This is a genomic window from Pseudomonas sp. 43A, from assembly GCF_013363935.1.
Classification (GTDB): Bacteria; Pseudomonadota; Gammaproteobacteria; order Pseudomonadales; family Pseudomonadaceae; genus Aquipseudomonas; species Aquipseudomonas crudilactis.
In genome coordinates this window covers 4,165,255-4,191,680 of sequence record NZ_CP054880.1, presented here as the reverse complement: position 1 = coordinate 4,191,680, position 26,426 = coordinate 4,165,255, and the positions used below count along the sequence as shown (strand labels likewise).

Here is a 26,426-nt window from a genome sequence, read left to right as displayed (position 1 = left end):
AGGCTGCGATGTACGAATCTCCCAGTTGGTTACATGAATTGTGGATCGCGCGCGAACCGCTGTGGCAGGGCTTTCTGACCAGCGTGCAAGTGTCGGCGCTGGCGATTCTGCTCGGCACAATGCTCGGCGTGGTGGCCGGTCTGGTGCTGACGTACGGCAAGTTCTGGATGCGCGCGCCGTTTCGCTTCTATGTCGACCTGATTCGCGGCACGCCGGTGTTTGTGCTGGTGCTGGCCTGCTTCTATATGGCGCCGGCGCTGGGCTGGCAGATCAGCGCGTTTCAGGCCGGCGCCTTGGGCCTGACGCTGTTCTGCGGCTCGCACGTTGCCGAGATTGTCCGCGGCGCGCTGCAAGCCTTGCCGCGTGGGCAGATGGAGGCGAGCCAGGCCATCGGCCTGACGTTTTACCAATCGCTCGGTTACGTGCTGTTGCCCCAGGCACTGCGGCAGATCCTGCCGACCTGGGTCAACTCGTCCACGGAAATCGTCAAGGCCTCGACCTTGCTCTCGGTGATCGGCGTCGCCGAATTGCTCCTCAGCACGCAACAGATCATCGCCCGGAACTTCATGACCCTGGAGTTCTACCTGTTCGCCGGTTTTCTGTTCTTCGTCATCAACTACGGCATCGAATTACTCGGCCGGCACATTGAAAAGCGGGTGGCACTGCCATGACTCAAGCTCAAGTTTCCCCTAAGAATCAGGCATTGCTGGACATCCGTGGCCTGCATAAACAGTACGGCGCGGTCGAGGTGCTCAAGGGTGTCGACCTGAGCATGCAGCGCGGCAACGTGGTCACGCTGATCGGTTCCAGCGGTTCGGGCAAGACCACGCTGCTGCGTTGCGTGAACATGCTCGAAGAATTCCAGGGCGGGCAGATCCTGCTCGACGGTGAATCGATCGGCTATGACGAGGTCAATGGCAAGCGTGTGCGGCATGCGGAAAAAGTCATCGCCCGCCATCGCGCGATGACCGGCATGGCCTTTCAGCAATTCAATCTGTTCCCGCATTTGACCGCGTTGCAGAACGTCACCCTGGGCTTGCTCAAGGTGAAGAAAATGCACAAGGACGAAGCCGTCGTCCTCGCGGAAAAGTGGCTGGAGCGCGTCGGCTTGCTGGAGCGGCGCAATCACTTTCCCGGTCAGTTGTCCGGTGGTCAGCAACAGCGCGTGGCGATTGCCCGCGCCATTGCGATGAACCCAAGTTTGATGCTGTTCGATGAGGTCACCTCGGCCCTCGACCCGGAGCTGGTCGGCGAAGTACTCAACGTGATCAAGGGTCTGGCCGAAGACGGCATGACCATGTTGCTGGTGACCCACGAGATGCGTTTTGCCTTCGAGGTCTCGGACAAGATCGTTTTCATGAATCAGGGGCGGATCGAAGAGCAGGGGCCTCCCAAGGAACTGTTCGAACGCCCGCAATCGCCGCGTCTGGCTGAGTTTCTGAAAAGCACGCGGTTTTAATCTTGCGTTTTCAAATCAGGAGAAACACCCATGAGCATTACGCGTTACGGCACCGGCAGCACTGCCGCTGGCGGCCAGCCACGGCCATTCGCTCGCGCTGTTGAAGCGGATGGCTGGCTGCATGTGTCCGGCCAGGTACCGGCAGTGGATGGCGAGATCATTGTCGGCGGCATCGTCGAACAGACCCACCAGACCATGAAGAACCTGATCGCGATTCTCGAAGAGGCCGGTTATGGCCTGGAAGATGTCGTGCGGGCGGGTGTGTGGCTGGACGATCCACGGGATTTCAGCAGTTTCAACAAGGTCTTTGGCGAGTACTTCAAGCCCGAGCACGCACCGGCGCGGGCGTGTGTGCAGGCGAGCATGATGGTGGATTGCAAGGTCGAGATCGACTGCATCGCGTACAAGAAAAAGGTTTGAAAATTGCTGCGTTGCCTAGGCCGCAGCCCCTCACCCTAATCCTCTCCCAAGGGAGAGGGACTGATCTCTATCGATGCAGGTTTTGGCGGCTGATCACAACATGTGCATCGATACAGTCAGGCTCCCTCTCCCTCTGGGAGAGGGCGGGGGGTGAGGGCAGCAATCCAACTGACACAACCCCACAGGCCAGTTACCATCCGGCGACTTTGAATGGGAACCACTGAAATGACCGAAGACACCATCAAGCGCCGGGCCCGCGGTCTGGACCGGGCGTTCGATATCCTCGATTTCCTCAAGGAGATCGGCCAGCCGCTGCGCCCGAACGACATCGCCAACGGCATCGGCAGTCCGAAATCCACGGTCTACGAACTGGTCGCTTCGCTGCTGGAACGGCGGATTCTGGAACCGGTGGGCAAGGACGGTCACGTCTATCTGGGTCGGCAGTTGTACTTCCTCGGGCAAGCGCATTTGCGCCATTTCGACCTCAGCCGCGAGGCCGATCACGCCTTGCAGGAGATCGTCAGCCAGACCCATGAAACCGCGCAGATGTGCCTGCTCAACGGGCGTAAATACACAGTGGCACTGATGAAGGAGGGCGAGCGGCATTTCCGCATTTCCTCCGACATCGGCGAAAACGCGCCAATCCCGTGGACCGCTTCCGGACGGCTGTTGCTCGCACACCTGAGCGATCAGCAGATCATCGACCTGATCGACGAAGATGATTACATCCTGCCCGATGGCGAGCGTTTGCCTCTGGAACGTTTCCTAGCGGAAATTCGTCAGGCCGGCATCGACGGGTTCTTCTCCTTCGACAGCGTCGCCGACACCTTTACCCATTGCTTCGCCGCCCCGGTCAAAGACCGCAATGGCATCGCGATTTGCACCTTGTGCATCGTCGCCCCACGGGCCGATGCTAAAAACAATTACAACGACTATCGCCGGGTGCTGATCGAGAGTGCCAACAGCCTCGCCCGGCGGATCAACGAATAACCGCGGCTGCCTGCGGCCGCGAAAGTGAGGAGTTCGACCATGACGACTGCCAACAAAAACGCTGTGGAGAAGGGCAACGCTGCGATCAGCGCGCACCTGGTACGCGACGTCAGCCTGCCAGCACTGGTGCTGCATCGCGAAGCGCTGGAGCACAACATCCGCTGGATGCAGAAGTTCGTCAGTGACAGCGGTGCGGAACTGGCACCCCACGGCAAAACCAGCATGACCCCGGCACTGTTCAAGCGTCAGCTCGACGCCGGCGCGTGGGGCATTACCCTCGCCAGCGCAACTCAGACCCGCGCCGCTTACGGCCATGGCGTACGCCGCGTGCTGATGGCCAACCAATTGGTCGGCACGCCGAACATGGCGTTGATCGCCGATCTGCTCGCCGATCCCGCGTTCGATTTCTATTGCATGGTCGATCATCCGGACAACGTCGCGGATCTCGGCGCCTACTTCGCCACGCGTGGGGTGACGCTGAATGTGATGATCGAATACGGCGTGGTTGGCGGACGTTGTGGTTGCCGCAGCGAGCAGGAAGTCATCGAGCTGGCCAAGGCGATCAACGCACAACCGGCGCTGGCCCTGACTGGCATTGAAGGCTACGAAGGGGTGATTCACGGCGATCACGCCGTCAGTGGCATTCGTGAATTCGCTGCTTCACTGGTACGTCTGGCGGTGCAGTTGCAGAACAGCGGCGCGTTCGCCATCGCCAAACCGATCATCACCGCCTCGGGCTCGGCGTGGTACGACTTGATTGCCGAATCGTTCGAAGCGCAGAACGCCGCCGGGCGCTTCCTCAGTGTGTTGCGTCCAGGCAGTTATGTGGCGCACGACCATGGCATCTACAAAGAGGCGCAATGCTGCGTGCTCGACCGCCGCAGCGATCTGCACGAAGGATTACGTCCGGCGCTGGAAGTCTGGGCGCACGTGCAGTCGTTGCCGGAGCCGGGTTTTGCAGTCATTGCACTGGGCAAGCGTGATGTCGCGTTCGATGCCGGTTTGCCGGTGCCGTTGTTGCGTTACAAGGCAGGTGTGGTGCCGGCGGTGGGCGAAGATGTCGGTGCATGCAAGGTCACGGCGGTGATGGATCAGCACGCGTTCATGAAGCTGGCGCCGGGCGTTGAGTTGCGCGTGGGCGACATCATTTCCTTTGGTACGTCGCACCCGTGCCTGACGTTCGACAAGTGGCGTGTGGGGTTGTTGGTGGATGAGCAGTTGTCGGTGATCGAGAGCATGGAGACTTGTTTCTAAAGCTTGAGACTGCGTCGCGGCCATTCGCGAGCAGGCTCGCTCCCACCCTTGGAATGCGTTCCCTTGTGGGAGCGAGCCTGCTCGCGAAGGCGCCAGTCCAGACACCAACGATCAACCAGAGACAGTACAAAATGAACACCCTCAGCCCCCTGGGCCCGAACCCCCCACGCATTGCCCTGATCGGCGAATGCATGATCGAACTGCAGCAACGCGCCGACGGCAGCCTGCAACAAAGCTTCGGCGGCGACACCCTGAACACCGCGGTGTACCTGTCCCGCGCCATGGGCGACAAGGCGCAGGTCGATTACGTCACCGCGCTGGGTGACGACAGCTTTAGCGACGCCATGTGCCAGATCTGGACCAGCGAAGGCATTAGCCTCGATCTCGTCCAGCGTCTGCCCGGGCGTTTGCCGGGCCTGTATTGCATTCAGACCGACGCCAACGGTGAGCGGCGTTTCCTTTATTGGCGCAACGAGGCGGCGGTTCGCGACTGTTTCACCACCCCGGCCGCCGAGCCGATTCTGGCGGCGCTGCGGGATTACGATGTGTTGTATTTCAGCGGTATCACCTTGGCCGTCCTCGGTGCATCGGGCCGGGAAAAAATGATCCAGACGCTGATTGAAGCGCGCCAGCGTGATGCGCGGATTGTCTTCGACAACAACTATCGGCCACGGCTTTGGGCCTCGGTAGAAGACGCGCGCGCGGCCTATCGCAGCGTGCTGCCCTACGTTGATCTGGCGTTGTTGACGGTGGATGACGAGCAGGCGCTGTTCGGTTTCGCCGATTGCGAGGCGGTGTTTGCCGCTTATGCGCAATTCGGCACGCCGGAAGTGGTGCTCAAGCGCGGGGCCGAGGCGTGTCTGATTCGCTGTGATGGTGAGTCATTCGAAGTGCCGGCGCAGAAGGTTGAAACGGTAGTGGACACCACAGCGGCGGGGGATTCGTTCAGTGCGGCGTATCTGGCCAGTCGATTGATGGGCGGCAGTCCGGCGGAGGCGGCAGAGGCCGGGCATCAGTTGGCCAGTCGGGTGATACAAGTGCCGGGGGCTTTGATTCCTAAACAGGCTTGAATGGCCGCTTGCTGCGCAATCGGTTCGCGAGCAAGCTCACTCCCACAGGGGAATGCATTCCAAATGTGGGAGCGAGCTTGCTCGCGAAGAGGCCCTGAAGCCAACCCGTCAATCCCGGTAAAACACCTGCACCAGGTGGTACCCGAACTTGCTCTTGATCGGCCCATGTACCGTGCGCAGCGGCTTTTTGAAAATCACCGCATCAATCGCGCCGACCATCTGCCCCGGCCGCACTTCACCCAGATCGCCGCCGCGCTTGCCGGACGGGCAGGTCGAAAATTTCTTGGCCAACACGTCAAACGCTTCACCCTTGGCGATGCGTTGTTTGAGCTGTTCGGCCTCTTCGGCGGTTTTCACCAGAATGTGGCGGGCTTGGGCTTTCATCTTGCGGTACCTGATAACGGGGTGACGGCGGGGCGCGGATTATGCCTCAAGTCAAGGCGTTTGGCTGATCATCGTGCGGATCTTGCTGGCCAGAAGCTCCATGGAGAACGGTTTGGCCACCATGTCCATGCCGTCCTCGAGAAAGCCCTGACGTTCGGCGGCTTTTTGCGCATAACCGGTCATGAACAGCACTTTGAGTCCTGGACGATGCTGGCGAGCGATTTCCGCCAGTTGCCGCCCGTTCATGCCCGGCAGACCCACGTCGGTAACCAGCAGGTCTACGCGTAGATCGGACTCCAGCAGGGGTAAAGCGGTCTTGGCGTCTTCCGCTTGGTGGGCCTGATAACCCAGGCTTGTCAGCAGATCCAGGACCAGCATGCGCACCGCCGGGTCGTCCTCGACCACCATCACCGCTTCACCACTGGCCGCGGCGGCGGGCGGCTGATCGGGTTCTACTGACGGGCTCTGCGTTTCCAGACCCAACAGTCGGGGCAAATACAGGCGCACGCAGGTGCCTTGCCCCGGCAGACTGTCGAGGCTGACGTGACCGCCCGATTGCTGGGCAAAACCATAAATCATCGACAGCCCCAGACCGGTGCCCTGGCCGATGGGTTTGGTGGTGAAAAACGGATCGAATGCCTTGGCGCGCACTGATGGGGTCATGCCCGTGCCGTTATCGCTGACGGCGAGCATCAGATAGTCGCCGGCCTTGACCGGTTCCAGAGTCGTAATGTCGCTGCCATCGAGGTAGACGTTGGCGGTTTCGATCAGCAGTTCGCCGCCCTCCGGCATTGCGTCGCGGGCGTTGATGACCAGGTTGAGCAGGGCATTTTCCAGTTGGCTGACATCGGTGCTGACCGGCCACACGTTGCCGGCCAGACGCAACGTGAGCTCGATCGGGTCGCCCTTTGTGCGGCGAATCAGGTCTTCCAGCGAATGGATGAGCTCGTTGACGTTCAGTTGCTTGCGATCCAGCGACTGCCGCCGCGAAAAGGCCAGCAGGCGGTGAGTCAAGGCCGCTGCACGGTTGGCCGAGGCAACGGCGGCTTCGGTAAAGCGTCCGATCTCATCGGCCCTGCCGTTGGCAATATAGCGTTGCATCAGGTCGAGGCTGCCGATGATTCCGGTGAGCATGTTATTGAAGTCATGAGCAATACCGCCGGTGAGCTGGCCGACCGCTTCCATCTTCTGCGCATGACGCAGCGCATCTTCGGCGCGCTCGCGTTCGAACATCTCGTTCTGCAAACGCTGGTTGGCCTGGGCCAATTGTTCGGTGCGGGCGCTGACACGCTCCTCTAGGGTTTCGTTGAGATTGCGCAGAGCCTCCTCGGTTTTTTTACGCTCCGATTCGTCGATCACAAAGATGTAGAAGCCGTTGACTGCACCGTCCGCACCGTGGCGCGGCAGGTAATTCATCAACGCGTGGCGGCTGCTGCCGTCGCGGTGCGGTGTGTACAGGCTGAACGAACAGGATCGCCCGGCCAGCGCCTCGGCGATATACGGTGCGCGCAGGAAGTAAGCCTCTTCTCCGATCACCTCGCGAATGGTGCGACCGTACAGTTCTTGCGGCGTCAGGCCGTACCAATCGAGATAGGCGGCGTTGTTCAGGCGAAAGCGTTCTTCGTGGTCGACATAGCTGATCAGGATCGGCATGGCATTGATGATCAGCTGCAATTCGGTCTGACTCTGGCGCAGCGCCTGCTCGGTGTGCTTGCGCTCGGTCAGGTCCAGCGCCGCACCGAGAAAGCGCACTGGCCGGCCATGGTGATCCTTGTAGCAACGCCCGCGCGCAAAGACCCAGCGCATCTCGCCATCGGCCTGCAGCAGGCGATATTCCTCGGCGTATTCAGTGCCGTGAGTGATGCAATGCTTGATGCTGCGCGCGACCAATGCCCGATCTTCCGGATGCACACCGTGCAGATACTCGCTGATGGGCAACTGACTGGCGCGCGCTGGATCAACGCCATGTAACTGGGCGAAATGGGCATCGGCAATGAACCGGTCCTCGCCGATGTCCCAGTCCCAGGTGCCGACTGCATCGGTGGCGGCAAGCGCCAGTTGCAGGCGCTCCTCCGATTGTCGTTGCGCCTTGAGGCTATCTTCCGAGCGCTGTTGCAGTTCAAGGGCGATGCGTCGGCGCTCGTTGGTTTCAATGGCCGTCACCAGAATACCGGCCACTTGCGCAGATTCATCGCGGATCGGGCTGTAGGTCAGATCCAGCCAGAAGTCGGAGTCCTTGCCATCACGTTGCAAGGTAAAACGTCGTTCGCTGTAGGTACGTACCTGACCTTGCAGGACGGCGCTGTAAATCGGATCAGTAAAGTCTCGCAGTTCAGGCCAGATCAGGTGCGCGGGTTGTCCGAAAGCGTGCGGATGCTTGTGGCCGGCGAGCAGAGCGAAACCATTGTTGTAGATCTGCGTGAGCTGCGGCCCCCATAGCAACAGCATCGGCATCGGCGAGTGAATCACGATGTCCACAGCGGTACGCAAGCTCTGCGGCCAGGTGCCAGCAGCGCCAAGCGGGCTGCGACTCCAGTCAGTGCGGGCGATCAATGCCTGGGCGTCATCGGTGGTCGGTACAGCGTTCATTACTTCAATCCTGAGCGGCGGTCGTTGAGACGGCGTCTACTATGCTGATTCGGTAGACGCCGTTTGGCCCGTTGCATCACGGCGCGAGCCCTCTCTGTTCATTGAAAGCTTCGCAGGTGCTTTTTGCCATGGAAATCGACGCACTGCTTAAACAACTGGCGAGCCGTCACGGCTCGGATCTCTATCTTTCCACAGGCGCGCCGCCAAGTGCTCGGTTCGAAGGGGTGCTGACGCCGCTGAGCGAGCAATTCTTCAAACCCGGCGAAGTGGCGATGATTGCCGCTTCCCTGATGGACGCCGAGCAACGCCGGGAGTTCGACCGGGATCTGGAAATGAACCTGGCGATTTCGCGAACGGGCGTTGGCCGCTTTCGCGTCAACATCTTCAAACAGCGCAACGATGTATCAATTGTAATTCGTAACGTCAAACTCGATATTCCGCGTTTCGAGGACCTGAAGCTACCGCCGGTGTTGCTCGACACCGTGATGCTCAAACAAGGCTTGATCCTGTTCGTCGGCGCTACCGACTGCGGCAAGTCGACGTCGTTGGCAGCACTGATCGATCACCGCAACCGCCATAGTAGCGGGCACATCGTCACTATCGAGGATCCGATTGAATACATCCATCAGCACAGGCTGTCGATCATCAATCAGCGTGAAGTCGGCGTCGACACGCGCAGCTTTCAAGCTGCATTGAAAAACACCCTGCGCCAGGCCCCCGACGTCGTGCTGATCGGCGAAATCCGCGACCGCGAAACCATGGAGCATGCGCTTTCGTTTGCCGAGACCGGGCATCTGGTTCTGTCGACATTGCACGCCAATAACGCCAATCAGGCGTTGGACCGGATTATCAATATGTTTGCCGAAGAGCGACGACCGCAGTTGTTGCAGGCGTTGGGCAACAATCTGAAAGCCTGTATCTCGCAGCGACTGGTGCGCACGATGGATGGGAAAAGAAGGGCGGCCGTCGAGGTGTTATTGGGGTCGCCTACCGTCGCTGATCTAATTCATCGGAGTGAACTTGGTGAACTAAAAAAACTGATGGAGAAGTCGTCTGAGTCGGGCATGCAAACTTTCGATACGGCGCTGTTCGCCTTGGTGTCGGAGGGTGTAATTGCCGAAGAAGAAGCTTTCAAGCATGCAGACTCGGCGAGTAATCTGAAGCTACGCATGAGGCTGGTCGGGAATACAGCGGTGACAGAAGATTCAAACTCGGGAAAGTGGGGTTTGATCGAGTGAAAGTTGCTTGTTTAGTTTGTGGTGGTGGTGCTCTGGAAAAAGTATTTAATATGTTTTAGTTGGCGGATTTTAATTTTAATAAGTAGAACGTCATTGGGCTGAATGATCGGCCATTAACTTGATGAGGTTCTGTAATGAGTGCTGCCACAAAAAACAAACTATTCCGTTCGTCAAATATCAGTCTTGCCGAATGGAGGCGCATGACCGATGCCGATGCACTAGAGCGCCAACAGGTTCTAGTTCAGCTGGAGCAGGCGCTGGATAAATACGCTGAAGATCAAGTAATAAATTGGTATTCGCATGAAGTTGAACTACAGGAGGGTTCGTCGCTTTACCAGATTTATTACCCCGGTCAGGTTCTGCTACAGCGACTGCTCGAAACCAGCCCGGTAAAAAGTGCGCTGAGTCAGGAACGTGCGACGAATCATGACGGCCTTGTACGTGTCACGTCCGATGGCAAGATGGAAGTCTATTCCAGCAATGGCTGGCTGGACTTGGTCGCTGCTGGTTATTTCAAGCAGAGTGAGCTGACACGCTCTTCAATACAATTGATTGCCGATCTGGCCCGGGTGGCGGGTGGGTATATATGGCCTGACCTGGATATCACACTCGATCAATGGTTCGGCTTTCATGAGGTGGAATTGCCTGAAAAGAAGGCGAAGGTCAGGAATCTGATCGAGTTGTTCAAGTTTGATCCGGAAGTTAAGGATCCAGCGAACTATTGGGAGCACTTCCAAACAGATGATCAGGCTCTCGTTGCTCTTTCCGAAGACCAGTTGGCGGCGATTCGCGCAGCGACAGTCAAGCTTATGCCGCAAAGAAAATTGCTCAATGCATTGCACAACCTCACTGGGCGTAACGCTATATCGCATGATAATGCGGCTCAGCGAATCAACGAATTTGTCAGCTACCCGGTCTCGCTGAATCTCGCCAGAAGCTATTTGAGCGAACTGGGTTGGTTTGGTGTCAATGAGGGGCAGATTGTCTCGGAAAATACCCTTCGACAATTACTGACCACGGCCCTTCTGCTGGAACTCGATCCGACGATACTGCACAACCACCAAAGGAGAAAGATCGCTGGTTTTGATCTCTATGCACCCAGTAACGTTGACCGCCAGGCATCGACCGTACGTGAAGAAATAACTGCTTTTGTGCGGGCGAAAGGCTGGGTTGATCTGGATTTGGCGCCTTTGATAACGCACATGCTGTTGGCGCGTACTGCACCGGAGTTTCTGGTCAGGGAAATTCCGTCGGCAATGACTCTGGGATCCATTGGCTGGATCAATTTCTGTCGTGCCGTCGTACTTGTGGAGGCTGCAAAGACAGGCGCGTCGCGAGTCCTGACCTATGCACAGATCATGGCCTATGCGGATCTGGAGCCGGTCAGTGATGCGCAAAAACATTTGCGGGATCTTTCCATGATTGATCCGATCGTCAGTTGGGCGCTGATCAACCAGGTTATAACGCAGACTGAACTCGATCAGGCTGAGGAAGCCAGCACCCGCCGTGCGATAGAGGCATTTGAGCAGCACTCGGAAAAGTTTGCCGAGATAGCCAAGGCATTTTCGACAATTCTGCCGAACAGAGCAGGTATCGCCCGTGCAGCATTGAAAGTCGCGGCGCCGGGCTGTGACACGCTGGATGAAAAAGCACTTTCCGAAAAAGGCGGGCAGCAGGTCATGTCCATGGTAGACCTGCACCAATCGGGTGAACTTGTCACCGGCAAATGGGATAGGCGAACCGTACGCCTGGTCACCAACGGCATAGCTCGCCCGGCCATCAATTACAACCCTTCGGGTGTCAGTATCTACAGGCGTTATCCACAGTTACTGAGGCTCGGATCTTGCGACGAAGAGATGGATCGTCAGTTGGCGGTATATCTGAAGGACCTCAACAGTGCCATGTTGTCGACCGTGAAGTTGGCATTGGCGCAGATGCCCGAGGCGGATTTGCGTGCGTTCATGAATGCCCGAATCGACTTTTTGACAGTGCGCGAATCAGCGATTTATACCATTACACGTCGTGCCGGCGGACCTTTCAACGTTGAATTTCCAAGAGAAACGCAACAAAGCCGAGATGCTGCAACGGGGCGATTTGGTCTGGTGATGTGTGCGTCCTACAACAATGCCTTCGTTTGCTATGAGCTGTTCACATCCCGTGGAGAATTCCGCAAAAATGATGCCTTGGGGGCGCTGATCATTCGGGAGCGGAAAATCGAACAGCGTTCGAGAATGAGTCAAACGGCAGATTTGACTGCTCATCTGACACCGACAAATTTGCAGAGTCTACCGATCAATGTGAAGTGTTATACCCACGCTGTTGCACCAGACCCTTCGGTCAAAAGCAGCATGGCCGTCATTGAGAACTTTGGCCTGCTGCCGGAACCGAAAAAAATCGCAAATCCCAAGCAAGGCTTTTACCAGCGCTTCAACGATCCGAACGTTGCGCGTATTGCCGAGTTTATTATCAAACATCGCCCGTTTTTGAATGCCCAGGAACTCAGAGAGCTGGTTCGCATACCGACGCCTCTTGAGCTCTCCCGAGACGAAGGCGAGCGACTACTCACCTATTTCATCGACCTGGTGGTGCCCTTCAAAAAATGCATCGAAGACATTGCCACCGGTGAGCATGACAAGGTGGTAGATGGGATCTACGGCTGCTTAATGGATGGCATCGGCCTGATAGGGACGGTGGCGGGAGCCAGTTCGAAAGCGTTGATTATTTCCGCCAAGGCCATTTCCGCGACATCAAAAGCGGCGCGTTTCGCCAAGCTGGCCTTTACGTCAGCGATCTCTCTGTTCAATCCGCTGGATGGTGTGCCCTCGGGCCTGCAGGCCGGTAGTAAATTGCTGCGCAAGGGTTTGCTGCGGTTCAACAAGAACACCCACGAAATTATCACGAAGGCGAACAAACAGTTGCACACGCTCAGTGGTCGCCGGCAATCCTACGATTTGATCGACAGCGCTGGGAGCGCGCAATTAGGCCTTGGCAGTTGGCGTCCACGCGGCACCGGGAGCGATGCCGTTACGGTTCTGGCCGCGCGCCGTGACAACAAATGGTATGCGTTGAATCGTCGCGGCGATCTGTGGGGCAAGCCGCTGGATGGCTTTTCCTATAACGCGCCTTTGCAATTGAGTTATTCGCCCAGAACCTTGCCAGCAAGCTATACGCGAACGTTCATCGAAAAGAGTCTGCCCCGTGCTCGAGCGAAAATCGATAATGCCATTGGGGTGATGAGCCGGCATGATTTCAAACGCGATTGCAGTCTGGTGATGAAGACACTGTTCGGCGATACCTCATCGGTTGCCACTGAACGTCTGGTCAACTATTTGCGCTTGATTCGCTTCGATTTTGCGGGCTTCTCCATCAGCAACATGGTGCTTGATGAGATCAAGGAGCAAAACACGATCGCGGCGTTTGACATGAACGGGTACACACGCTGGAAAAGCGCCGGAGCCAGCAACGGGTCTGATGTTGCGTTCGTTGAAATCTACACAAAAAATCTCAACCGACACTTCGTCAGTCTCGGCTTCAACCACGATGTGGTGGCCGATGACCTGATTCATGAACTGTTTCATGCCAGCGCGCAAACCAATGATGTCGGTTACGCCTCCGATGCACAGAGCGGCAGCGAAAGCGGGCAGCGAATCGATGTAGCTCCGCTGCTGAATATTGCATCGGGTTGCCTGCCGGTGGTGGAGCAGGGCACGGTCTGTCATGCACCGTCCAGATCTTTTGCAAATGCAGACTCCCTGGCGGTGGCGACCTCGTTACTCAGTCAGCTTTCCACGGACAAAACCACGTATGACCGTAATATGGCGATCATCCGCGGTGCTCTCGACGTCAGTGCTGGCAAGGCAATTGTCGAGCCGGTTGTCATCACGTTGAACAAACAGGCGTGACGGTTACGGTCTTCGGTTGACCGCTTGCCACCGGCCGATCAACTTGCCAGTTCCGGCCGATTCCGAAACTGTTCCAGCGCTTCGGGATTGGCCAATGCATCGGTATTTTTCACCGGCTGTCCGTGCACCACGTTTCTCACGGCAAGTTCCACGACCTTGCCGCTGATGGTGCGCGGGATATCCGTAACCGCGACGATCTTCGCCGGCACATGACGTGGCGTGGTGTTGGCGCGAATCACCTGGCGAATCTGCTCCTGCAGGGGGGCATCCAGTTCAACGCCATCCTGCAAGCGCACAAACAACACCACTCGCACGTCATCCTGCCATTGCTGTCCGATCGCCACGCTGTCGAGCACCTGCGGGACTTTCTCTACCTGACGATAAATCTCCGCCGTGCCGATGCGCACGCCTCCCGGGTTGAGCACTGCATCGGAGCGACCGTGGATCAGCATTGCGCCATGGGGCAACTGTTCAGCGTAATCGCCCTGCGCCCAGACACCAGGGAACAGGCTGAAATAGGATTTTCGCAGCTTCTCGCCATCGGCGTCGTTCCATAGCCCGATCGGCATCGCCGGAAAATGTCGGGCGCAGACCAGTTCGCCTTTCTCGCCGATCACCGCCTGGCCGGCGTCATTCCACACTTCAACGGCCATGCCCAGACTCTTGCCCATGATTTCACCGCGGCGTACCGCCGACAGCGGATTGCTGTTGACGAAGCACGACACGATATCGGTGCCACCGGACATCGAGGCCAGGCAGACATCGGACTTGATGTCGCGGTAGACGAAATCGTAACTCTGCGGCGACAGGGCAGAGCCGGTGCACAGCAGGGTTTTCAAACTGCCCAGATCATGACTCTCGCGAGGTTTGCTGCCACTGCTCTCCAGAGTGGCGAGGAACTTGGGACTGGTACCAAACACGCTGATGCATTCGTCGTCGATCAAATCCAGCAAGCGATCATTGGCGGGATGAAACGGCGAACCGTCGTAAAGCACCACGGCGCTGCCGACCGCGAGCGCCGAGACCAGCCAGTTCCACATCATCCAGCCGCAGGTGGTGTAGTAAAACAGGCGATCAGCGGGGCCGAGGTCAACGTGCAGCCCGTGTTCCTTGACGTGTTGCAGCAGCACGCCGCCGCTGCTGTGGACGATGCATTTCGGAACGCCCGTGGTGCCGCTGGAATACAACACATACAGCGGATGATTGAACGGCACCGGTACGAAACGCGGTGCTTCACCGGGTTGGTAGAAATCATCCCAGAGCGTGACGTCGGCCTGCGTCCGGTAATCCTCGCAGCGGGCTTGTGCACGGGCATACGGCACGATGATCAGCTGTTGCAGCGAGGGCAGTTGCGCAAGGATTTCGTTGAGCTTGGTGGTTTGATCCATTTCTTTGCCGGCATAGCGGTAACCGGCGCATGTGATCAGCACCTTTGGTTCGATCTGGCCGAAGCGGTCGATGACACCGTGGGTGCCGAAGTCCGGTGAAGAGCACGACCAGATTGCGCCGAGGCTGGTGGTTGCGAGCATCGCCACCAGCGTTTGCCAGGTGTTGGGCATGCACGCAGCCACCCGGTCGCCGAGGCCAACGCCGGCGGCTTGCAGGCTGGCTTGAAAACCGCCGACGTGCTCTGCGAGTTCGGCCCAGGTCAGTTGCTCACGCTGGCCATTTTCGGCCACCGCCACCACCGCTACGGCGTTATCGCGACGGCGCAACAGATGCTCGGCGAAATTCACGGTTGCGCCGGGAAACCATTCGGCGCCGGGCATTGATGGGCCTTCGCGCAGCACGGCATCGGGCGGGTTATGGAAACGAATATCGAAGAAATCGACGATGGCCTGCCAGAACGCTTCGCGCTGATCGATACTCCATTGGTGCAGGGCAGGGTAGTCATCAAGGTTGAGAGAATGGCTTTGATTGACGAAGCGTCGGAACGCGTCCATGCGCGATCGGGCGATACGATTGGCGTCGGGTTGCCAGAGGATGTCGGACATTGCGTGCCTCTTGTTATCTGATACATGCACACAGGCTGTGCGCCAAAGACCCGTCTGTGCCGGGGGCAATTATTGCGCCAGCCAGCCACCATCGATGTTCCACGCCGCCCCGCGAACCTGACTGCCAGCCTCGCTGCACAAAAATAATACCAACTCGCCCAGATGCTGCGGTGTGACGAACTCCAGCGAAGGTTGCTTCTCGGCGAGCAGATCATGCTGCGCCTGCTGTGGATCGACACCCTTGGCCGCGCGATCATCGATTTGTTTCTGTACCAGTGGCGTCAGTACCCAGCCCGGGCAGATCGCGTTGCAGGTGACGTTGCTGGTCGCGGTTTCCAGACCGACCACTTTGGTCAGACCGATTACGCCGTGCTTGGCGGCCACATAAGCCGCCTTGCCCGTCGAGCCAACCTGACCATGCACCGAGGCGATATTGATGATTCTCCCCCAGCCTTTAGCGCGCATTCCGGGCACGCTCAGGCGCGTGCTGTGAAACACCGAGGACAGATTGATGGCGATGATCGAATCCCAGCGTTCGACAGGGAACTCCTCCACCGCGGCGACATGCTGGATGCCGGCGTTGTTGACCAGAATGTCGACACCGCCGAACTCGCGCTCGGCGTAATTGATCATGTCGGCAATTTGCGCCGGGTCACTGACATCGGCCGGATGATGGCCGACCTTGCCACCGAACCGAGCGACTTCGGCGATGACTTTCGAGGCATCACCGAAGCCGTTGAGAATCAAATTGGCGCCGGCCTTGGCCAGGCTCAAGGCGATGCCCAGACCGATGCCGCTGGTGGAACCGGTAACCAGTGCGGTCTTGCCGGAAAGAGTCGTCATGAATACCTCACACAATGCCAGTGGCGTAGAAAGTGCCGATCACTACGAAAACCGCCAGGGTCTTGATCAGCGTAATACAGAAAATGTCTTTATAGGCTTCACGGTGGGTCAGGCCTGTCACCGCGAGCAAGGTGATGACCGCGCCGTTGTGCGGCAGGGTGTCCATGCCGCCGCTGGCCATCGCGGCGACGCGGTGCAGCACTTCCAGCGGAATGTTCGCCGCGTGGGCCGCACTGATGAACTGCTCGGACATCGCCGCCAGCGCAATGCTCATGCCGCCGGATGCGGACCCGGTGATGCCAGCGAGCAGGGTCACGGTGATGGCTTCGTTGACCAGCGGGTTGGGGATTTGCTTGAGCCAGTCAGCCAGCACCAGAAAGCCTGGCAGTGAAGCGATCACTGCGCCGAAGCCGTACTCCGATGCAGTGTTCATCGCCGCCAGCAACGCGCCGCTCACCGCGCTTTTGCTGCCCTCGGCCAGTTTGCTGCGAATCGCCTGAAAGCCGAACGCCAGCACCATCAGAATGCCCACCAGCAGCGCGGCCTGGACCGCCCAGATCGCCGTCAGTTTGGCGATTTCAGTGGTCACCGGTGTGGCCATGCCCGGTAGCGCGAGGCTGTGAGTCTTGCCGTACCACTGCGGGATCCACTGGGTGAACAGCAGGTTCATGATGCCCACCGCCAGCAGCGGCGACAGGGCAATCCACGGGTTCGGCAGTTTCAGGTCCTCAGCGGTTTCCGGCTCGTTGCGCAACTCGGTGCCATAACCCTCACCCGCGCGCATCGCCTTGTTGCGCTGACGCTGCAAAAACAGCATGCCGGCGCAGAACACGAAGATCGTACCGATCACACCCAGCCACGGCGCCGCCCATGCGGTGGTGTTGAAGAAGGTGCTGGGAATGATGTTCTGGATTTGCGGCGTGCCGGGCAGGGCGTCCATGGTGAACGAAAACGCGCCAAGCGCGATGGTGGCCGGGATCAGACGCTTGGGAATATTGCTCTGGCGGAACATCTCCGCGGCGAACGGATAAACCGCAAAGACCACCACAAACAGCGAAACGCCGCCGTAAGTAAGCAGAGCGCAAACCAGCACGATTACCAGCATGGCCTGCCGGGTGCCAAGGAGGCGGATCGCTGCGGCGACAATCGAGCGCGAGAAACCCGACAGCTCGATCAACTTGCCGAACACGGCGCCGAGCAGGAACACGGGAAAGTAAAGTTTGATGAAACCGACCATTTTCTCCATGAACACCCCGGTGAAGGCGGGGGCGACGGCGGAGGGGTCGGTGAGCAGGACTGCGCCGAGGGCGGCAATCGGAGCGAAGAGGATGACGCTGTAGCCACGGTAGGCCGCCAGCATCAGCAGCGCCAGCGCTGCCAAGGCAATGATCACACTCATGGTGTGTCTCTCCAGAATTGTTATTTTTGTGGGTGGAACGGGTGTGGGAGAGGTGTTAGCGAGATCTGTGCCAGATATTTAACTTGTTGAAATATATGAAGTTAATCTGAGTGATTGAGTCGCAAATGAATTGTTTGTCTCTGTTTTGAGATTGTGTTGATCGGTTTGGCGTCATCGCGAGCAGGCTCACTCCTACAGGGAGGATGTGTACACCTGTCAAAATGTAGGAATGAGCCTGCTCGCGATGAGTGCGAAGCACTCCTGTGTGTTTATCTACATGTGGAGATCTATGTCTCTGTGTAGAGACTCAAGCAATCCCCAACGCCACCATCTTCTTGTACAGCGTCGACCGCCCCAGCCCCAGTCGAGCCGCTGCCTTCGGTACGTTCCCCGCACATTGCGCAAGGGCTGCCTCAATCAGTTGCCGATCAAATCGCTCCCGCGCCTGAGCAAATGTCTCGCCAGCCAGCGTTTCCACGGTACCCGTCGACGCACGCTCAACCGGCGTCAACGTGCCAATCGCCGCACGAATATCCTGCTCGGTCAGCATCAAGTCATCACTGAGCAATGCCGCTCGCTCCAGCACATTGCGCAGTTCGCGAATGTTCCCCGGCCACGCGTGCTGTCCGAGCAATGCCAGCGCATCACCGTGCAGTTCATGCTGGCTGCGCAGTTCTTCAAGAATGGCTTCGCTGAGCGCTGGCAGGTCATCAAGACGTTCTCGCAGCGCCGGCACCTGAATCGGCAACACATTGAGGCGGTAGTACAAATCGGCGCGGAACTCACCGCGTTTGATCGCCGCTTGCAGATCGGTCGAAGTCGCGGCAATCACCCGAACGTCACTCTGAATCACGTCGTTGGAACCGACCGGCTCGAACTCCTTTTCCTGCAGCACACGCAGCAGTTTGCTCTGCAAGGGCAGCGGCATGTCACCGATCTCGTCGAGAAACAACGTCCCGCCCTGAGCGATTTGCAGCTTACCGGTACGACCCTTGCGGTCGGCACCGGTGAAGGCGCCCGGCGCAGTGCCGAAAAACTCCGCTTCCAGCAATGCCTCGGGAATCGCCGCGCTATTGATACTGACGAAGGCTTTGTGTGCCCGCGGCGACGCACTGTGGATGGCCTGGGCCAGCAACTCTTTGCCGGTGCCGGTCTCGCCGAGCAGCAACACCGGTGATTCGGCGCTGGCGCTGCGTCGGGCGCGGCGTTTGACCTCGAGGCTGGCGGCACTGGTGCCGATGAAGTGGGCGAAGTTGTATTTGGTCTGCCGTGCCCGCAGCAGAGAGCGGGTCGAGGCCAGCTCCTCTTGCATGCTCAAGTAGCGTTTGAGCATTGGCGACAAGGTGCGTAATTCGTCGAACAGGGCAAAGCCGATCGCACCGATCACCGTGCCGGCATCGTCGTGGATCGGCAGGCGCATCACCACCAACGGCTCTTTCGGTGTGTCTTGCATGTCCAGAAGAATGGGGCGGCCGGTGCGCACGACTTCGCGCAGCAAACTGCCGGGAATCACGCTCTCGCAGGGTTTGCCGATTGCGCCGGCAGCCGATTCGAGACCGAAACGTCGGGCATAACGTTCGTTCATCCAGACGATGTTGGCATCGCGATCGACAATCACCGTGCCTTCGCTCGACTGCTCGATGATCTCGAACAGCGAGCGGATCGCCAGGGTGCGAACCCGTTGGTAGTCCTTGAGGCTTTCGGTGGTGTTCATCTGGCAGATCCTGAGGTATTTCGCCTGTTGTGACGCCATCGCGAGCAGGCTCACTCCTGCACCTGAAACGCATTTCATTGCAGGAATGGAGCCTGTTAGTTGTTCGACTAGCCCGGATCATGCCTAACCCGGATGCGCCGCCGCCAACAGCTCTTTGGTATACGGATGCTGCGGCGCGTCAAACACATCATGACTGGCACCACGCTCTACCACTTTGCCGTCCTTGATCACGATCATATCGTGGGCCAGCGCGCGCACCACTGCCAGGTCATGGCTGATGAACAGGTAGGTCAGACCGTGTTTTTCCTGAAGCTGGCGGAGCAGGGCGACCACTTGTTTTTGCACCGTACGGTCAAGCGCCGAAGTCGGTTCGTCTAGCAGGATCAGCGCCGGTTTGAGTACTAATGCCCGGGCGATCGCGATGCGCTGGCGCTGGCCACCGGAAAACTCGTGCGGATAGCGATGGCGACTCTGCGGGTCGAGGCCGACTTCCTTGAGCACGCGGATCACTTGTTCATCGCATTCTTCGGCGGTCGACTCGCAATGCACTTCCAGGCCTTCGCTGATGATCTGCGCCACTGACATTCGCGGGCTGAGGCTGCCGAAGGGGTCCTGAAACACCACCTGCATCTGCCGCCGCCACGGTCGTAATTCTTTCTGATCGAGGCCATCGAGCGCTTCGCCCTGGAAGCGGATGCTGCCCTGGGAATCGAGCAAGCGCAGGATTGCCTGACCGAGCGTCGATTTGCCTGAACCGGATTCCCCCACGATGCCCAACGTCTTGCCGCGTTGAATGTTCAGGCTGATACCGTCCACCGCGCAAAAGTACTTTTTGCGCTGAAAAAGCCCGCCACCGACAACGAATTCGACCCGCAGATCTTCAACTTCCAGAACGTTCTCGCGCTCATCCCGAGGCAGCGCTTCACCTTCCGGTTCGGCGTTGAGCAACACACAGCTGTAAGGATGCTTCGGCTCGGTAAACAGGGTTTCGCAGGGTGCCTGCTCGACGATTTCCCCAGCCTTCATCACGCAGACACGCTGCGCAATGCTGCGCACCAGATTGAGGTCGTGGCTGATCAGCAGCAGCGACATGCCCAGGCGTTGTTGCAAGGACTTGAGCAGCAGGAGAATTTTGCGCTGCACCGTCACATCAAGCGCGGTGGTCGGTTCGTCGGCGATCAACAGTTCCGGTTCGCAGGCCAGGGCCATGGCAATCATCACCCGTTGCCGTTGTCCGCCGGACAGTTGATGCGGATAAGCCTTGAGCCGTTCCCCAGGCTTCTGAATGCCCACCAGCCCGAGCAGTTCAAGGATGCGTTGTTGCGCCGCCTTGCCGCCGAGGCCGCGGTGCAGCAGCAGGGTTTCGCCGATCTGTTTTTCGATGGTGTGCAGCGGATTGAGCGAGGTCATCGGCTCCTGAAAGATCATGGCGATGCGGTTGCCGCGCAGTTCGCGCAAGACCTTGGGATCGGCACCGATCAATTCCTGTCCGCGATAGCGAATGCTGCCAGTGGTTTGCGCTTCGCTTTCGGGCAGCAATTGCAGAATCGAATGGGCGGTCACCGATTTGCCTGAGCCCGACTCGCCAACCAGGGCCAGACACTCACCGGGGCGAATGTCCAGGCACAGATCACGCACCACGGTCTGGCCGTGGAAGGCAACGTTGAGGTTACGGATTTCAATCAGGTTGTCAGTCATGGCCACGCTTCAGGATCGAGGGTCGAACGCGTCTCGCAACGCTTCGCCGATGAACACCAATAAGGAAAGGATCAGCGCCAAGGTGAAAAACGCCGTCAACCCGAGCCACGGAGCTTGCAGGTTCTGTTTGCCCTGACCGATCAACTCTCCCAGCGAGGCGCTGCCGGCGGGCATGCCGAAACCGAGGAAATCCAGCGCGGTAAGGGTGGAAATCGCCCCGGTCAGAATGAACGGCAAGTAGCTCAGTGTCGCGTTCATGGCATTGGGCAGAATGTGCCGGAAGATCACTTTGCGATCACTCAAGCCCAGCGCGCGGGCGGCTTTGACGTACTCCAGATTGCGCCCGCGCAGGAATTCGGCGCGCACCACGTCCACCAGTGCCAGCCATGAAAACAGCGCCATGATCCCCAGCAACCACCAGAAATTCGGCTCGACGAAACCGGAGAGGATGATCAGCAGATACAACACCGGCAGCCCCGACCAGACTTCCAGCACGCGTTGCCCGAGCAGATCGACCCAGCCGCCGTAGTAGCCTTGCAATGCCCCGGCGGCGATGCCGATCAGCGCGCTGACAAAGGTCAGCATAAGTGCGAACAGGATCGATACTCGTGCGCCGAAAATCACCCGTGCCAGCACATCCCGCGACTGGTCGTCAGTGCCCAGCCAGTTGACTGACGTCGGTGGGCTCGGCGCCGGTTTGTTGAGGTCGTAGTTCGGCGTGTCGTCACTGAATGGAATCGGCGGGAACAGCAGCCAGCCACCGTCCTTGCGAATCAGATTCTGCACATAGTCGCTGCGATAATCGGCCTGGAACGGCAGTTGCCCGCCGAACTCCTGCTCGGTGTGGCGCTTGAGTACCGGGAAGTACCACTGGCCCTGATAGCTGACCACCAACGGTTTGTCATTGGCAATCAGCTCGCCGCCCAAGGTGAGCACAAACAGCCCGATAAACAGCCACAACGACCACCAGCCACGACGGTTTTTCTTGAAGCGCTCGAAACGGCGACGGCCCAAAGGCGAGAGCTTGAACATCAGGCGTTCCTCGCGGCGAAGTCGATGCGCGGATCGACGAGGGTGTAACACAAGTCGCCGATCAGTTTTATCAGCAGGCCAAACAGGGTGAAGATGAACAGAGAGCCAAACACCACCGGGTAATCCCGGGAGACGGCCGCTTCATAACTCATGCGACCGAGGCCGTCGAGGGAGAAGATCACTTCGATCAGCAAGGAGCCGGCAAAGAACACGCTGATGAACGCTTGGGGAATGCCCGATACCACCAACAACATGGCGTTGCGGAACACATGGCCGTATAGCACGCGGCGTTCGCTCAGGCCTTTGGCGCGTGCGGTGACCACGTACTGGCGAGTGATTTCATTGAGAAACGAGTTTTTGGTCAGGATGGTCAGCGTGGCGAACCCACCGATCACCAGCGCCGTTACCGGCAGTACCAGATGCCAGAAATAATCGGCGATCTTGCCCAGTGTCGACAGCGATTCGAAGTTGTCCGACACCAGCCCGCGCACCGGAAACCAGTTCAATGACGTTCCACCGGCGAATACCACGATCAGGAACATCGCAAACAGAAACGCCGGCATCGCGTAGCCGATGATGATCGCGGTGCTGCTCCAGATATCGAAATGACTGCCATGGTGCACAGCCTTGCGGATCCCCAGCGGGATCGACACCAGATAAGTGATCAACGTAGCCCATAGCCCGAGGGAAATGGTTACCGGCATTTTTTCCAGGATCAGGTCGGTGACCGTTGCGCCACGGAAAAAGCTTTTGCCGAAATCCAGTTGTGCGTAGTTCTTCAGCATCAGCCACAGGCGTTCATGGGCCGGTTTGTCGAAGCCGTACTGTTTTTCGATGTCCTTGATCAGTTGCGGATCGAGACCTCGACTGGCGCGGGAGGTACCGCTCATGGTTTCGCTGGCACCGCCACCGACACTGGCGCCGCCGATCCCCTGCAGATGGGCGATGGCCTGTTCTACCGGGCCACCAGGCGCGGCCTGGATGATCACGAAATTGACCAGCAGAATGATCACCAGCGTCGGAATGATCAGCAGCAGGCGCCGCAGTATGTAACCCCACATCAGTGCGGCCCTCCGGGTCTGCCACGAGCGATTTTTTCAGCCGTCATCTGCTGATTGGTCAGCGGTGTGCTGCTGATTTCCCACCAGCTCTCGATGGCCTCGTCATTACTTGCCTGCACCGACGGAATCCCGAATCGGTTCCACCAGACCGTCGAGGTGCCGGGCGGGTAGTAATTGGGAATCCAGTAGTAATTCCATTGCAGGACCCGATCGAGCGCGTGCGCGTAGTGCAGCATGTCGGATTGGGTCGAAGCGCGGATCAGGCCGTTGATCAAGGTATCGACCGCCGGGTTTTTCAACACCATATAATTGTTGGCCCCCGGGTCGTTGGCTGAGGCGGAACCAAAATAGTTGAGCAACTCGCCACCGGGAGCCGTGGTGACGGGGTAACCGGTGACGATCATGTCGTAGTCGCGACTCATCAGTCGATTGACATATTGCGAGGAGTCGATGCGCCGGATATTGAGCTCGATGCCGATCTGTTTCAGTGTGCGCTTGTATGGCAGCAACAGACGATCCATGCCGTTCTGGCTGACCAGGAAAGTAAAACTCAGCGGCTCATCTTCGGCATTTACCAGTCGATCGCCATCGGGTTTCCAGCCGGCCTGCTCGAGCAGTTCAAGGGCTTGCAACTGTTTGTCACGGATCAGGCCGCTACCATCGGTTTTCGGTGCCTCGAAGACTTGTGTGAAGACTTCATCGGGCACCTGCCCACGCAATGGCTCAAGGATTTTCAGCTCTTGGGCATCGGGCAATTGCCGAGCCGCGAGATCGGTGTTGGAAAAGTAGCTTTGCTGGCGGATGTACAGATTGCGCATCATCTGCCGGTTGCTCCATTCGAAGTCCCACAACATCGCCAGAGCCTGGCGTACGCGACGATCCTTGAATACCGGCTTTTGCAGGTTGAACACAAAGCCCTGGGCCGATTGCGGCGCTTCAGTGGCCAGGTGGGCCTTTTGCAAGCGCCCGTCACTCAACGCCGGGCTGTCATAGCCGATCGAATAACCGGTGGCGGAGAACTCACGGTTATAGTCGTAGGCGCCACCGCGCAGCACCTGGCGCGCGACGTCGGTATCGCCGAAATACTCAATACTGAAGTGATCGAAATTGTAGAGGCCGCGACTGACCGGCAGGTCCTTGCCCCACCAATCCGGATTGCGCTCGAAGGTGATGCTGCGCCCCGAATCGACTTTGCCGACGCGATAGGGGCCGCTGCCCAATGGCGGCTCGTAACCGCCACCGCCGGCGAAATCGCGGCTCTTCCACCAGTGCTCGGGAAGCACCGGCAGGGTCGCGATATCCAGGGCAAGGGTGCGGTTTTCGTTGCTTTTGAAGTCAAATCGTACTGTCAGCGGTGCTTCGACCGCGACGCCTTTGACGTCGGCGAACTGCGTGCGATAGCGCAGGCTGCCTTGGGTCATCAGCAGGTCATAGGTGTAGCGCACGTCTTGTGCAGTGATCGGTTTGCCGTCGGCGAAGCGGGCTTTGGGATTGATGAAGAAACGCAACGACAGACCGTCGTCCGAGCGCTCCATCTTTTGCGCAACCAGGCCGTAGACGGTGTAAGGCTCGTCCATTGAGCGCTGGGCCAGTGGCGAGTACAGCATGCCGTCAATCTGGGTGACGCCGATGCCTTTGTCTATATAAGGAAGGACGTGGTCGAAGTGACCGATTTCAATCGCCGAGCGGCGCATCGTCCCACCCTTGGGAGCCTGCAGGTTGGTGTAGTCGAAATGACTGAAACCGACAGGGTATTTGGCGGGTTCGCCATAAACGGTCAACGCATGTTGCGGGGCCGCGTTCACACCGGCGGCGCCCGACAGGAGGGCTAGGGCGGTGAGCATCAATGTGGGGAAAACCAGTCGCATTGTCAGCCTAGGAACCGGGAAATCGATAAGCGCAAGTTGTACGCGAGAGGCACGCCAGTCGCCAGCCGTATATGTAACTGAAACACAACGGCCCACCAGAAGGCGGGCCGTTGGCTGGCAATCAGGTGACGGATCAGTCCTGACGGCTGGTGACTTCCAGCAGGTGATAACCGAACTGGGTTTTGACCGGGCCTTGCACGACGTTGATTGGCGCGCTGAAAACCACGGTGTCAAATTCCTTGACCATCTGGCCAGGACCGAACGAACCCAGATCACCGCCCTGACGGCTGGACGGGCAGGTGGAGTTGGCCTTGGCGACTTCGGCGAAATCGGCGCCGCCTTCGATCTGGGCCTTCAGTTCGTTGCACTTGTCTTCGCTGGCAACAAGGATGTGGCGGGCAGTGGCTTTTGCCATGGGGAAACTCTCCAGTCTATTTCAGTAAAGTGTGGAGCCTACCGGATTCAGTGGGCGAATTCTCGGCAAAGTTCCGTTCGCAGGGTTGTGGGCTGATCAGAGATTCGCAGTTCGCAGGCGCGCGGCGTGTTCAACGTAAAGATCAATCGGATCGAGTTCGCGGTTGGCCACGCCAGCACTGCGGCGCAGACTGCTCAGGTGATCCAGCGGATAGTCGGAACGGATCACTTGCCCCAGATGAGAGCTGAAACGCCCGACGAAACCGTCATTCTGTTCTCCTTCAGTCATGAAATATTGTGACAGCGCCTGGCAAACGCCTCGTACCGGGTCGCAAATCGGCAACTCGTTTGTCTCGTTTGTCGGCAGCACCCCGCTCCACGAGTAATAGTGCACGCCATTGACCTTTGCTGCGCCATGCCCGCCCCAGGTGCCGGGCAGCCCTTGGGGGAACTTGTCGTTGAAAGTGCCCACGCCCTCGGTTGTCAGTCCATTGAGCGCTGCCAGTGCATTTTGCGGCAGCGTTACGCTACCGCTGAGCAGTGACAGAAAATCGGCAAACAGTGTTGCCACGTTTTGCGCGACGATTTCCGGTAGTCGGCCTGGCACCAGCGCCTTGCGCAGGAAGTCCGCCAGTTCCGAACCGTGGTTCGGGCCGCTGACTGAAGTCACCGAGGCGACGGCGTCTGGCGCAAGCGCTGCAGCGTATCGTGCAGCCAAAGCCCCCTGGCTGTGCCCGATGAGATTGACCTTTCTGGCACGCGTGCCACGCAGGACACTATCGATCTGCTTCAACAGTTGCTCACCCCTGACTTCATTGTCGTGGGTTGCGCTGAGGTGGGGAACGAACACTCGGTTGCCAGCCGCTTTCAGGGCGCTCTTAACGTCATGGAACAGCTCGAAATGGGCGATGCGTTCAAATCCGAACAGGCCGTGTACCAGAAGGATGGGATAACGAGTTGTAGCATTCCGTTGCATGTTCTTACCTTTTTCTCAGAAGTTCATCGGGAAATCTGTGGGCCACTCTAAAACACACAACTCGTTTAAGAAGTAAGAAGAGGCTTCACTTGCCCGTTGAATCTGGACTATGGGCTGTATG

General features: G+C 58.4%; 20 protein-coding genes. 8 read left to right on the top strand and 12 right to left on the bottom strand.

Annotation, left to right across the window (positions count from 1 at the left end; all coding sequences use genetic code 11):
• The first annotated feature begins 8 nt into the window (after positions 1-8).
• The 6 genes from HUW52_RS18295 (at position 9) to HUW52_RS18270 (ending at position 5,193) form a co-directional block, all read left to right on the top strand.
• The gene (locus HUW52_RS18295; protein WP_016984341.1) at positions 9-671 is read left to right on the top strand and encodes an amino acid ABC transporter permease; all 663 of its coding nucleotides are present in this window, start codon (positions 9-11) and stop codon (positions 669-671) included.
• Positions 668-1,459, top strand: coding sequence for an amino acid ABC transporter ATP-binding protein (locus HUW52_RS18290; RefSeq protein WP_175554476.1), 792 nt, complete (start codon positions 668-670; stop codon positions 1,457-1,459). The genes HUW52_RS18295 and HUW52_RS18290 overlap by 4 nt, the downstream gene beginning before the upstream one ends.
• A 30-nt stretch (positions 1,460-1,489) precedes the next feature.
• The gene (locus tag HUW52_RS18285) at positions 1,490-1,879 is read left to right on the top strand and encodes a RidA family protein (protein ID WP_016984340.1); all 390 of its coding nucleotides are present in this window, start codon (positions 1,490-1,492) and stop codon (positions 1,877-1,879) included.
• A gap of 225 nt (positions 1,880-2,104) precedes the next feature.
• Complete coding sequence (locus tag HUW52_RS18280; protein ID WP_016984339.1) at positions 2,105-2,869, top strand: IclR family transcriptional regulator; 765 nt, start codon at positions 2,105-2,107, stop codon at positions 2,867-2,869.
• Between the two features lie 39 nt (positions 2,870-2,908).
• Entirely contained in the window at positions 2,909-4,123 is a 1,215-nt protein-coding gene (locus HUW52_RS18275; protein WP_175554475.1) for an amino acid deaminase, read from the top strand.
• 131 nt (positions 4,124-4,254) lie between these two features.
• Positions 4,255-5,193: a sugar kinase gene (locus HUW52_RS18270; RefSeq protein WP_175554474.1), complete on the top strand. Its 939-nt coding sequence runs from the start codon at positions 4,255-4,257 to the stop codon at positions 5,191-5,193.
• Positions 5,194-5,301: 108 nt separating this feature from the next.
• Here the strand turns inward: HUW52_RS18270 and HUW52_RS18265 are convergent, their stop codons facing one another.
• Both HUW52_RS18265 and HUW52_RS18260 read right to left on the bottom strand, forming a co-directional pair.
• Positions 5,302-5,577: a peptidylprolyl isomerase gene (locus HUW52_RS18265; RefSeq protein WP_007912322.1), complete on the bottom strand. Its 276-nt coding sequence runs from the start codon at positions 5,575-5,577 to the stop codon at positions 5,302-5,304.
• Between the two features lie 51 nt (positions 5,578-5,628).
• Positions 5,629-8,166 carry a PAS domain-containing sensor histidine kinase gene (locus tag HUW52_RS18260; protein ID WP_175554473.1) on the bottom strand — a complete coding sequence of 846 codons (2,538 nt, stop codon included), beginning with the start codon at positions 8,164-8,166 and terminating at the stop codon, positions 5,629-5,631.
• Between the two features lie 128 nt (positions 8,167-8,294).
• Here HUW52_RS18260 and HUW52_RS18255 point away from each other — a divergent pair, with 128 nt between their 5' ends.
• Complete coding sequence (locus HUW52_RS18255) at positions 8,295-9,404, top strand: PilT/PilU family type 4a pilus ATPase (protein ID WP_016984335.1); 1,110 nt, start codon at positions 8,295-8,297, stop codon at positions 9,402-9,404.
• A 200-nt stretch (positions 9,405-9,604) separates the two neighbouring features.
• The gene (locus HUW52_RS18250; RefSeq protein WP_175554472.1) at positions 9,605-13,306 is read left to right on the top strand and encodes a hypothetical protein; all 3,702 of its coding nucleotides are present in this window, start codon (positions 9,605-9,607) and stop codon (positions 13,304-13,306) included.
• 38 nt (positions 13,307-13,344) lie between these two features.
• Here the strand turns inward: HUW52_RS18250 and HUW52_RS18245 are convergent, their stop codons facing one another.
• The 10 genes from HUW52_RS18245 to HUW52_RS18200 form a co-directional block, all read right to left on the bottom strand.
• Positions 13,345-15,300 carry an acetoacetate--CoA ligase gene (locus tag HUW52_RS18245; RefSeq protein WP_175554471.1) on the bottom strand — a complete coding sequence of 652 codons (1,956 nt, stop codon included), beginning with the start codon at positions 15,298-15,300 and terminating at the stop codon, positions 13,345-13,347.
• A 69-nt stretch (positions 15,301-15,369) separates the two neighbouring features.
• Positions 15,370-16,143: a 3-hydroxybutyrate dehydrogenase gene (gene hbdH, locus HUW52_RS18240; RefSeq protein WP_016984333.1), complete on the bottom strand. Its 774-nt coding sequence runs from the start codon at positions 16,141-16,143 to the stop codon at positions 15,370-15,372.
• Positions 16,144-16,150: 7 nt separating this feature from the next.
• On the bottom strand, positions 16,151-17,542 hold the full coding sequence (locus tag HUW52_RS18235; protein ID WP_016984332.1) for a GntP family permease: 1,392 nt from the start codon (positions 17,540-17,542) through the stop codon (positions 16,151-16,153).
• Between the two features lie 307 nt (positions 17,543-17,849).
• A complete protein-coding gene (locus HUW52_RS18230; RefSeq protein WP_175554470.1) occupies positions 17,850-19,256 on the bottom strand; it encodes a sigma-54-dependent Fis family transcriptional regulator in 1,407 nt (468 codons plus the stop codon).
• Positions 19,257-19,379: 123 nt separating this feature from the next.
• Positions 19,380-20,954, bottom strand: a complete 1,575-nt coding sequence (locus HUW52_RS18225; protein WP_175554469.1) for an ABC transporter ATP-binding protein — start codon at positions 20,952-20,954, stop codon at positions 19,380-19,382.
• A 9-nt stretch (positions 20,955-20,963) separates the two neighbouring features.
• Positions 20,964-21,986 carry an ABC transporter permease gene (locus HUW52_RS18220; protein WP_016984329.1) on the bottom strand — a complete coding sequence of 341 codons (1,023 nt, stop codon included), beginning with the start codon at positions 21,984-21,986 and terminating at the stop codon, positions 20,964-20,966.
• Positions 21,986-23,047 carry a microcin C ABC transporter permease YejB gene (locus HUW52_RS18215; protein WP_016984328.1) on the bottom strand — a complete coding sequence of 354 codons (1,062 nt, stop codon included), beginning with the start codon at positions 23,045-23,047 and terminating at the stop codon, positions 21,986-21,988. Before HUW52_RS18215 ends, HUW52_RS18220 begins: the two co-directional genes overlap by 1 nt.
• Complete coding sequence (locus tag HUW52_RS18210) at positions 23,047-24,915, bottom strand: extracellular solute-binding protein (protein WP_175554468.1); 1,869 nt, start codon at positions 24,913-24,915, stop codon at positions 23,047-23,049. The genes HUW52_RS18215 and HUW52_RS18210 overlap by 1 nt, the downstream gene beginning before the upstream one ends.
• Positions 24,916-25,048: 133 nt before the next feature.
• A complete protein-coding gene (locus HUW52_RS18205) occupies positions 25,049-25,330 on the bottom strand; it encodes a peptidylprolyl isomerase (protein WP_003445034.1) in 282 nt (93 codons plus the stop codon).
• A gap of 96 nt (positions 25,331-25,426) precedes the next feature.
• The gene (locus HUW52_RS18200) at positions 25,427-26,305 is read right to left on the bottom strand and encodes a triacylglycerol lipase (protein ID WP_016984193.1); all 879 of its coding nucleotides are present in this window, start codon (positions 26,303-26,305) and stop codon (positions 25,427-25,429) included.
• Positions 26,306-26,426 lie beyond the last annotated feature (121 nt).

Excerpts from the sequence above, each read along its gene's own strand:
- HUW52_RS18205 (WP_003445034.1), bottom strand. The coding sequence starts at position 25,330 with ATGGCAAAAGCCACTGCCCGCCACATCCTTGTTGCCAGCGAAGACAAG.
- HUW52_RS18275 (WP_175554475.1), top strand. The coding sequence starts at position 2,909 with ATGACGACTGCCAACAAAAACGCTGTGGAGAAGGGCAACGCTGCGATC.
- HUW52_RS18285 (WP_016984340.1), top strand. The coding sequence starts at position 1,490 with ATGAGCATTACGCGTTACGGCACCGGCAGCACTGCCGCTGGCGGCCAG.
- HUW52_RS18270 (WP_175554474.1), top strand. The coding sequence starts at position 4,255 with ATGAACACCCTCAGCCCCCTGGGCCCGAACCCCCCACGCATTGCCCTG.
- HUW52_RS18280 (WP_016984339.1), top strand. The coding sequence starts at position 2,105 with ATGACCGAAGACACCATCAAGCGCCGGGCCCGCGGTCTGGACCGGGCG.
- HUW52_RS18260 (WP_175554473.1), bottom strand. The coding sequence starts at position 8,166 with ATGAACGCTGTACCGACCACCGATGACGCCCAGGCATTGATCGCCCGC.
- hbdH (WP_016984333.1), bottom strand. The coding sequence starts at position 16,143 with ATGACGACTCTTTCCGGCAAGACCGCACTGGTTACCGGTTCCACCAGC.
- HUW52_RS18220 (WP_016984329.1), bottom strand. The coding sequence starts at position 21,986 with ATGTTCAAGCTCTCGCCTTTGGGCCGTCGCCGTTTCGAGCGCTTCAAG.
- HUW52_RS18265 (WP_007912322.1), bottom strand. The coding sequence starts at position 5,577 with ATGAAAGCCCAAGCCCGCCACATTCTGGTGAAAACCGCCGAAGAGGCC.
- HUW52_RS18235 (WP_016984332.1), bottom strand. The coding sequence starts at position 17,542 with ATGAGTGTGATCATTGCCTTGGCAGCGCTGGCGCTGCTGATGCTGGCG.
- HUW52_RS18200 (WP_016984193.1), bottom strand. The coding sequence starts at position 26,305 with ATGCAACGGAATGCTACAACTCGTTATCCCATCCTTCTGGTACACGGC.
- HUW52_RS18295 (WP_016984341.1), top strand. The coding sequence starts at position 9 with ATGTACGAATCTCCCAGTTGGTTACATGAATTGTGGATCGCGCGCGAA.
- HUW52_RS18210 (WP_175554468.1), bottom strand. The coding sequence starts at position 24,915 with ATGCGACTGGTTTTCCCCACATTGATGCTCACCGCCCTAGCCCTCCTG.
- HUW52_RS18290 (WP_175554476.1), top strand. The coding sequence starts at position 668 with ATGACTCAAGCTCAAGTTTCCCCTAAGAATCAGGCATTGCTGGACATC.
- HUW52_RS18255 (WP_016984335.1), top strand. The coding sequence starts at position 8,295 with ATGGAAATCGACGCACTGCTTAAACAACTGGCGAGCCGTCACGGCTCG.
- HUW52_RS18230 (WP_175554470.1), bottom strand. The coding sequence starts at position 19,256 with ATGAACACCACCGAAAGCCTCAAGGACTACCAACGGGTTCGCACCCTG.
- HUW52_RS18215 (WP_016984328.1), bottom strand. The coding sequence starts at position 23,047 with ATGTGGGGTTACATACTGCGGCGCCTGCTGCTGATCATTCCGACGCTG.
- HUW52_RS18250 (WP_175554472.1), top strand. The coding sequence starts at position 9,605 with ATGACCGATGCCGATGCACTAGAGCGCCAACAGGTTCTAGTTCAGCTG.
- HUW52_RS18225 (WP_175554469.1), bottom strand. The coding sequence starts at position 20,954 with ATGACTGACAACCTGATTGAAATCCGTAACCTCAACGTTGCCTTCCAC.
- HUW52_RS18245 (WP_175554471.1), bottom strand. The coding sequence starts at position 15,300 with ATGTCCGACATCCTCTGGCAACCCGACGCCAATCGTATCGCCCGATCG.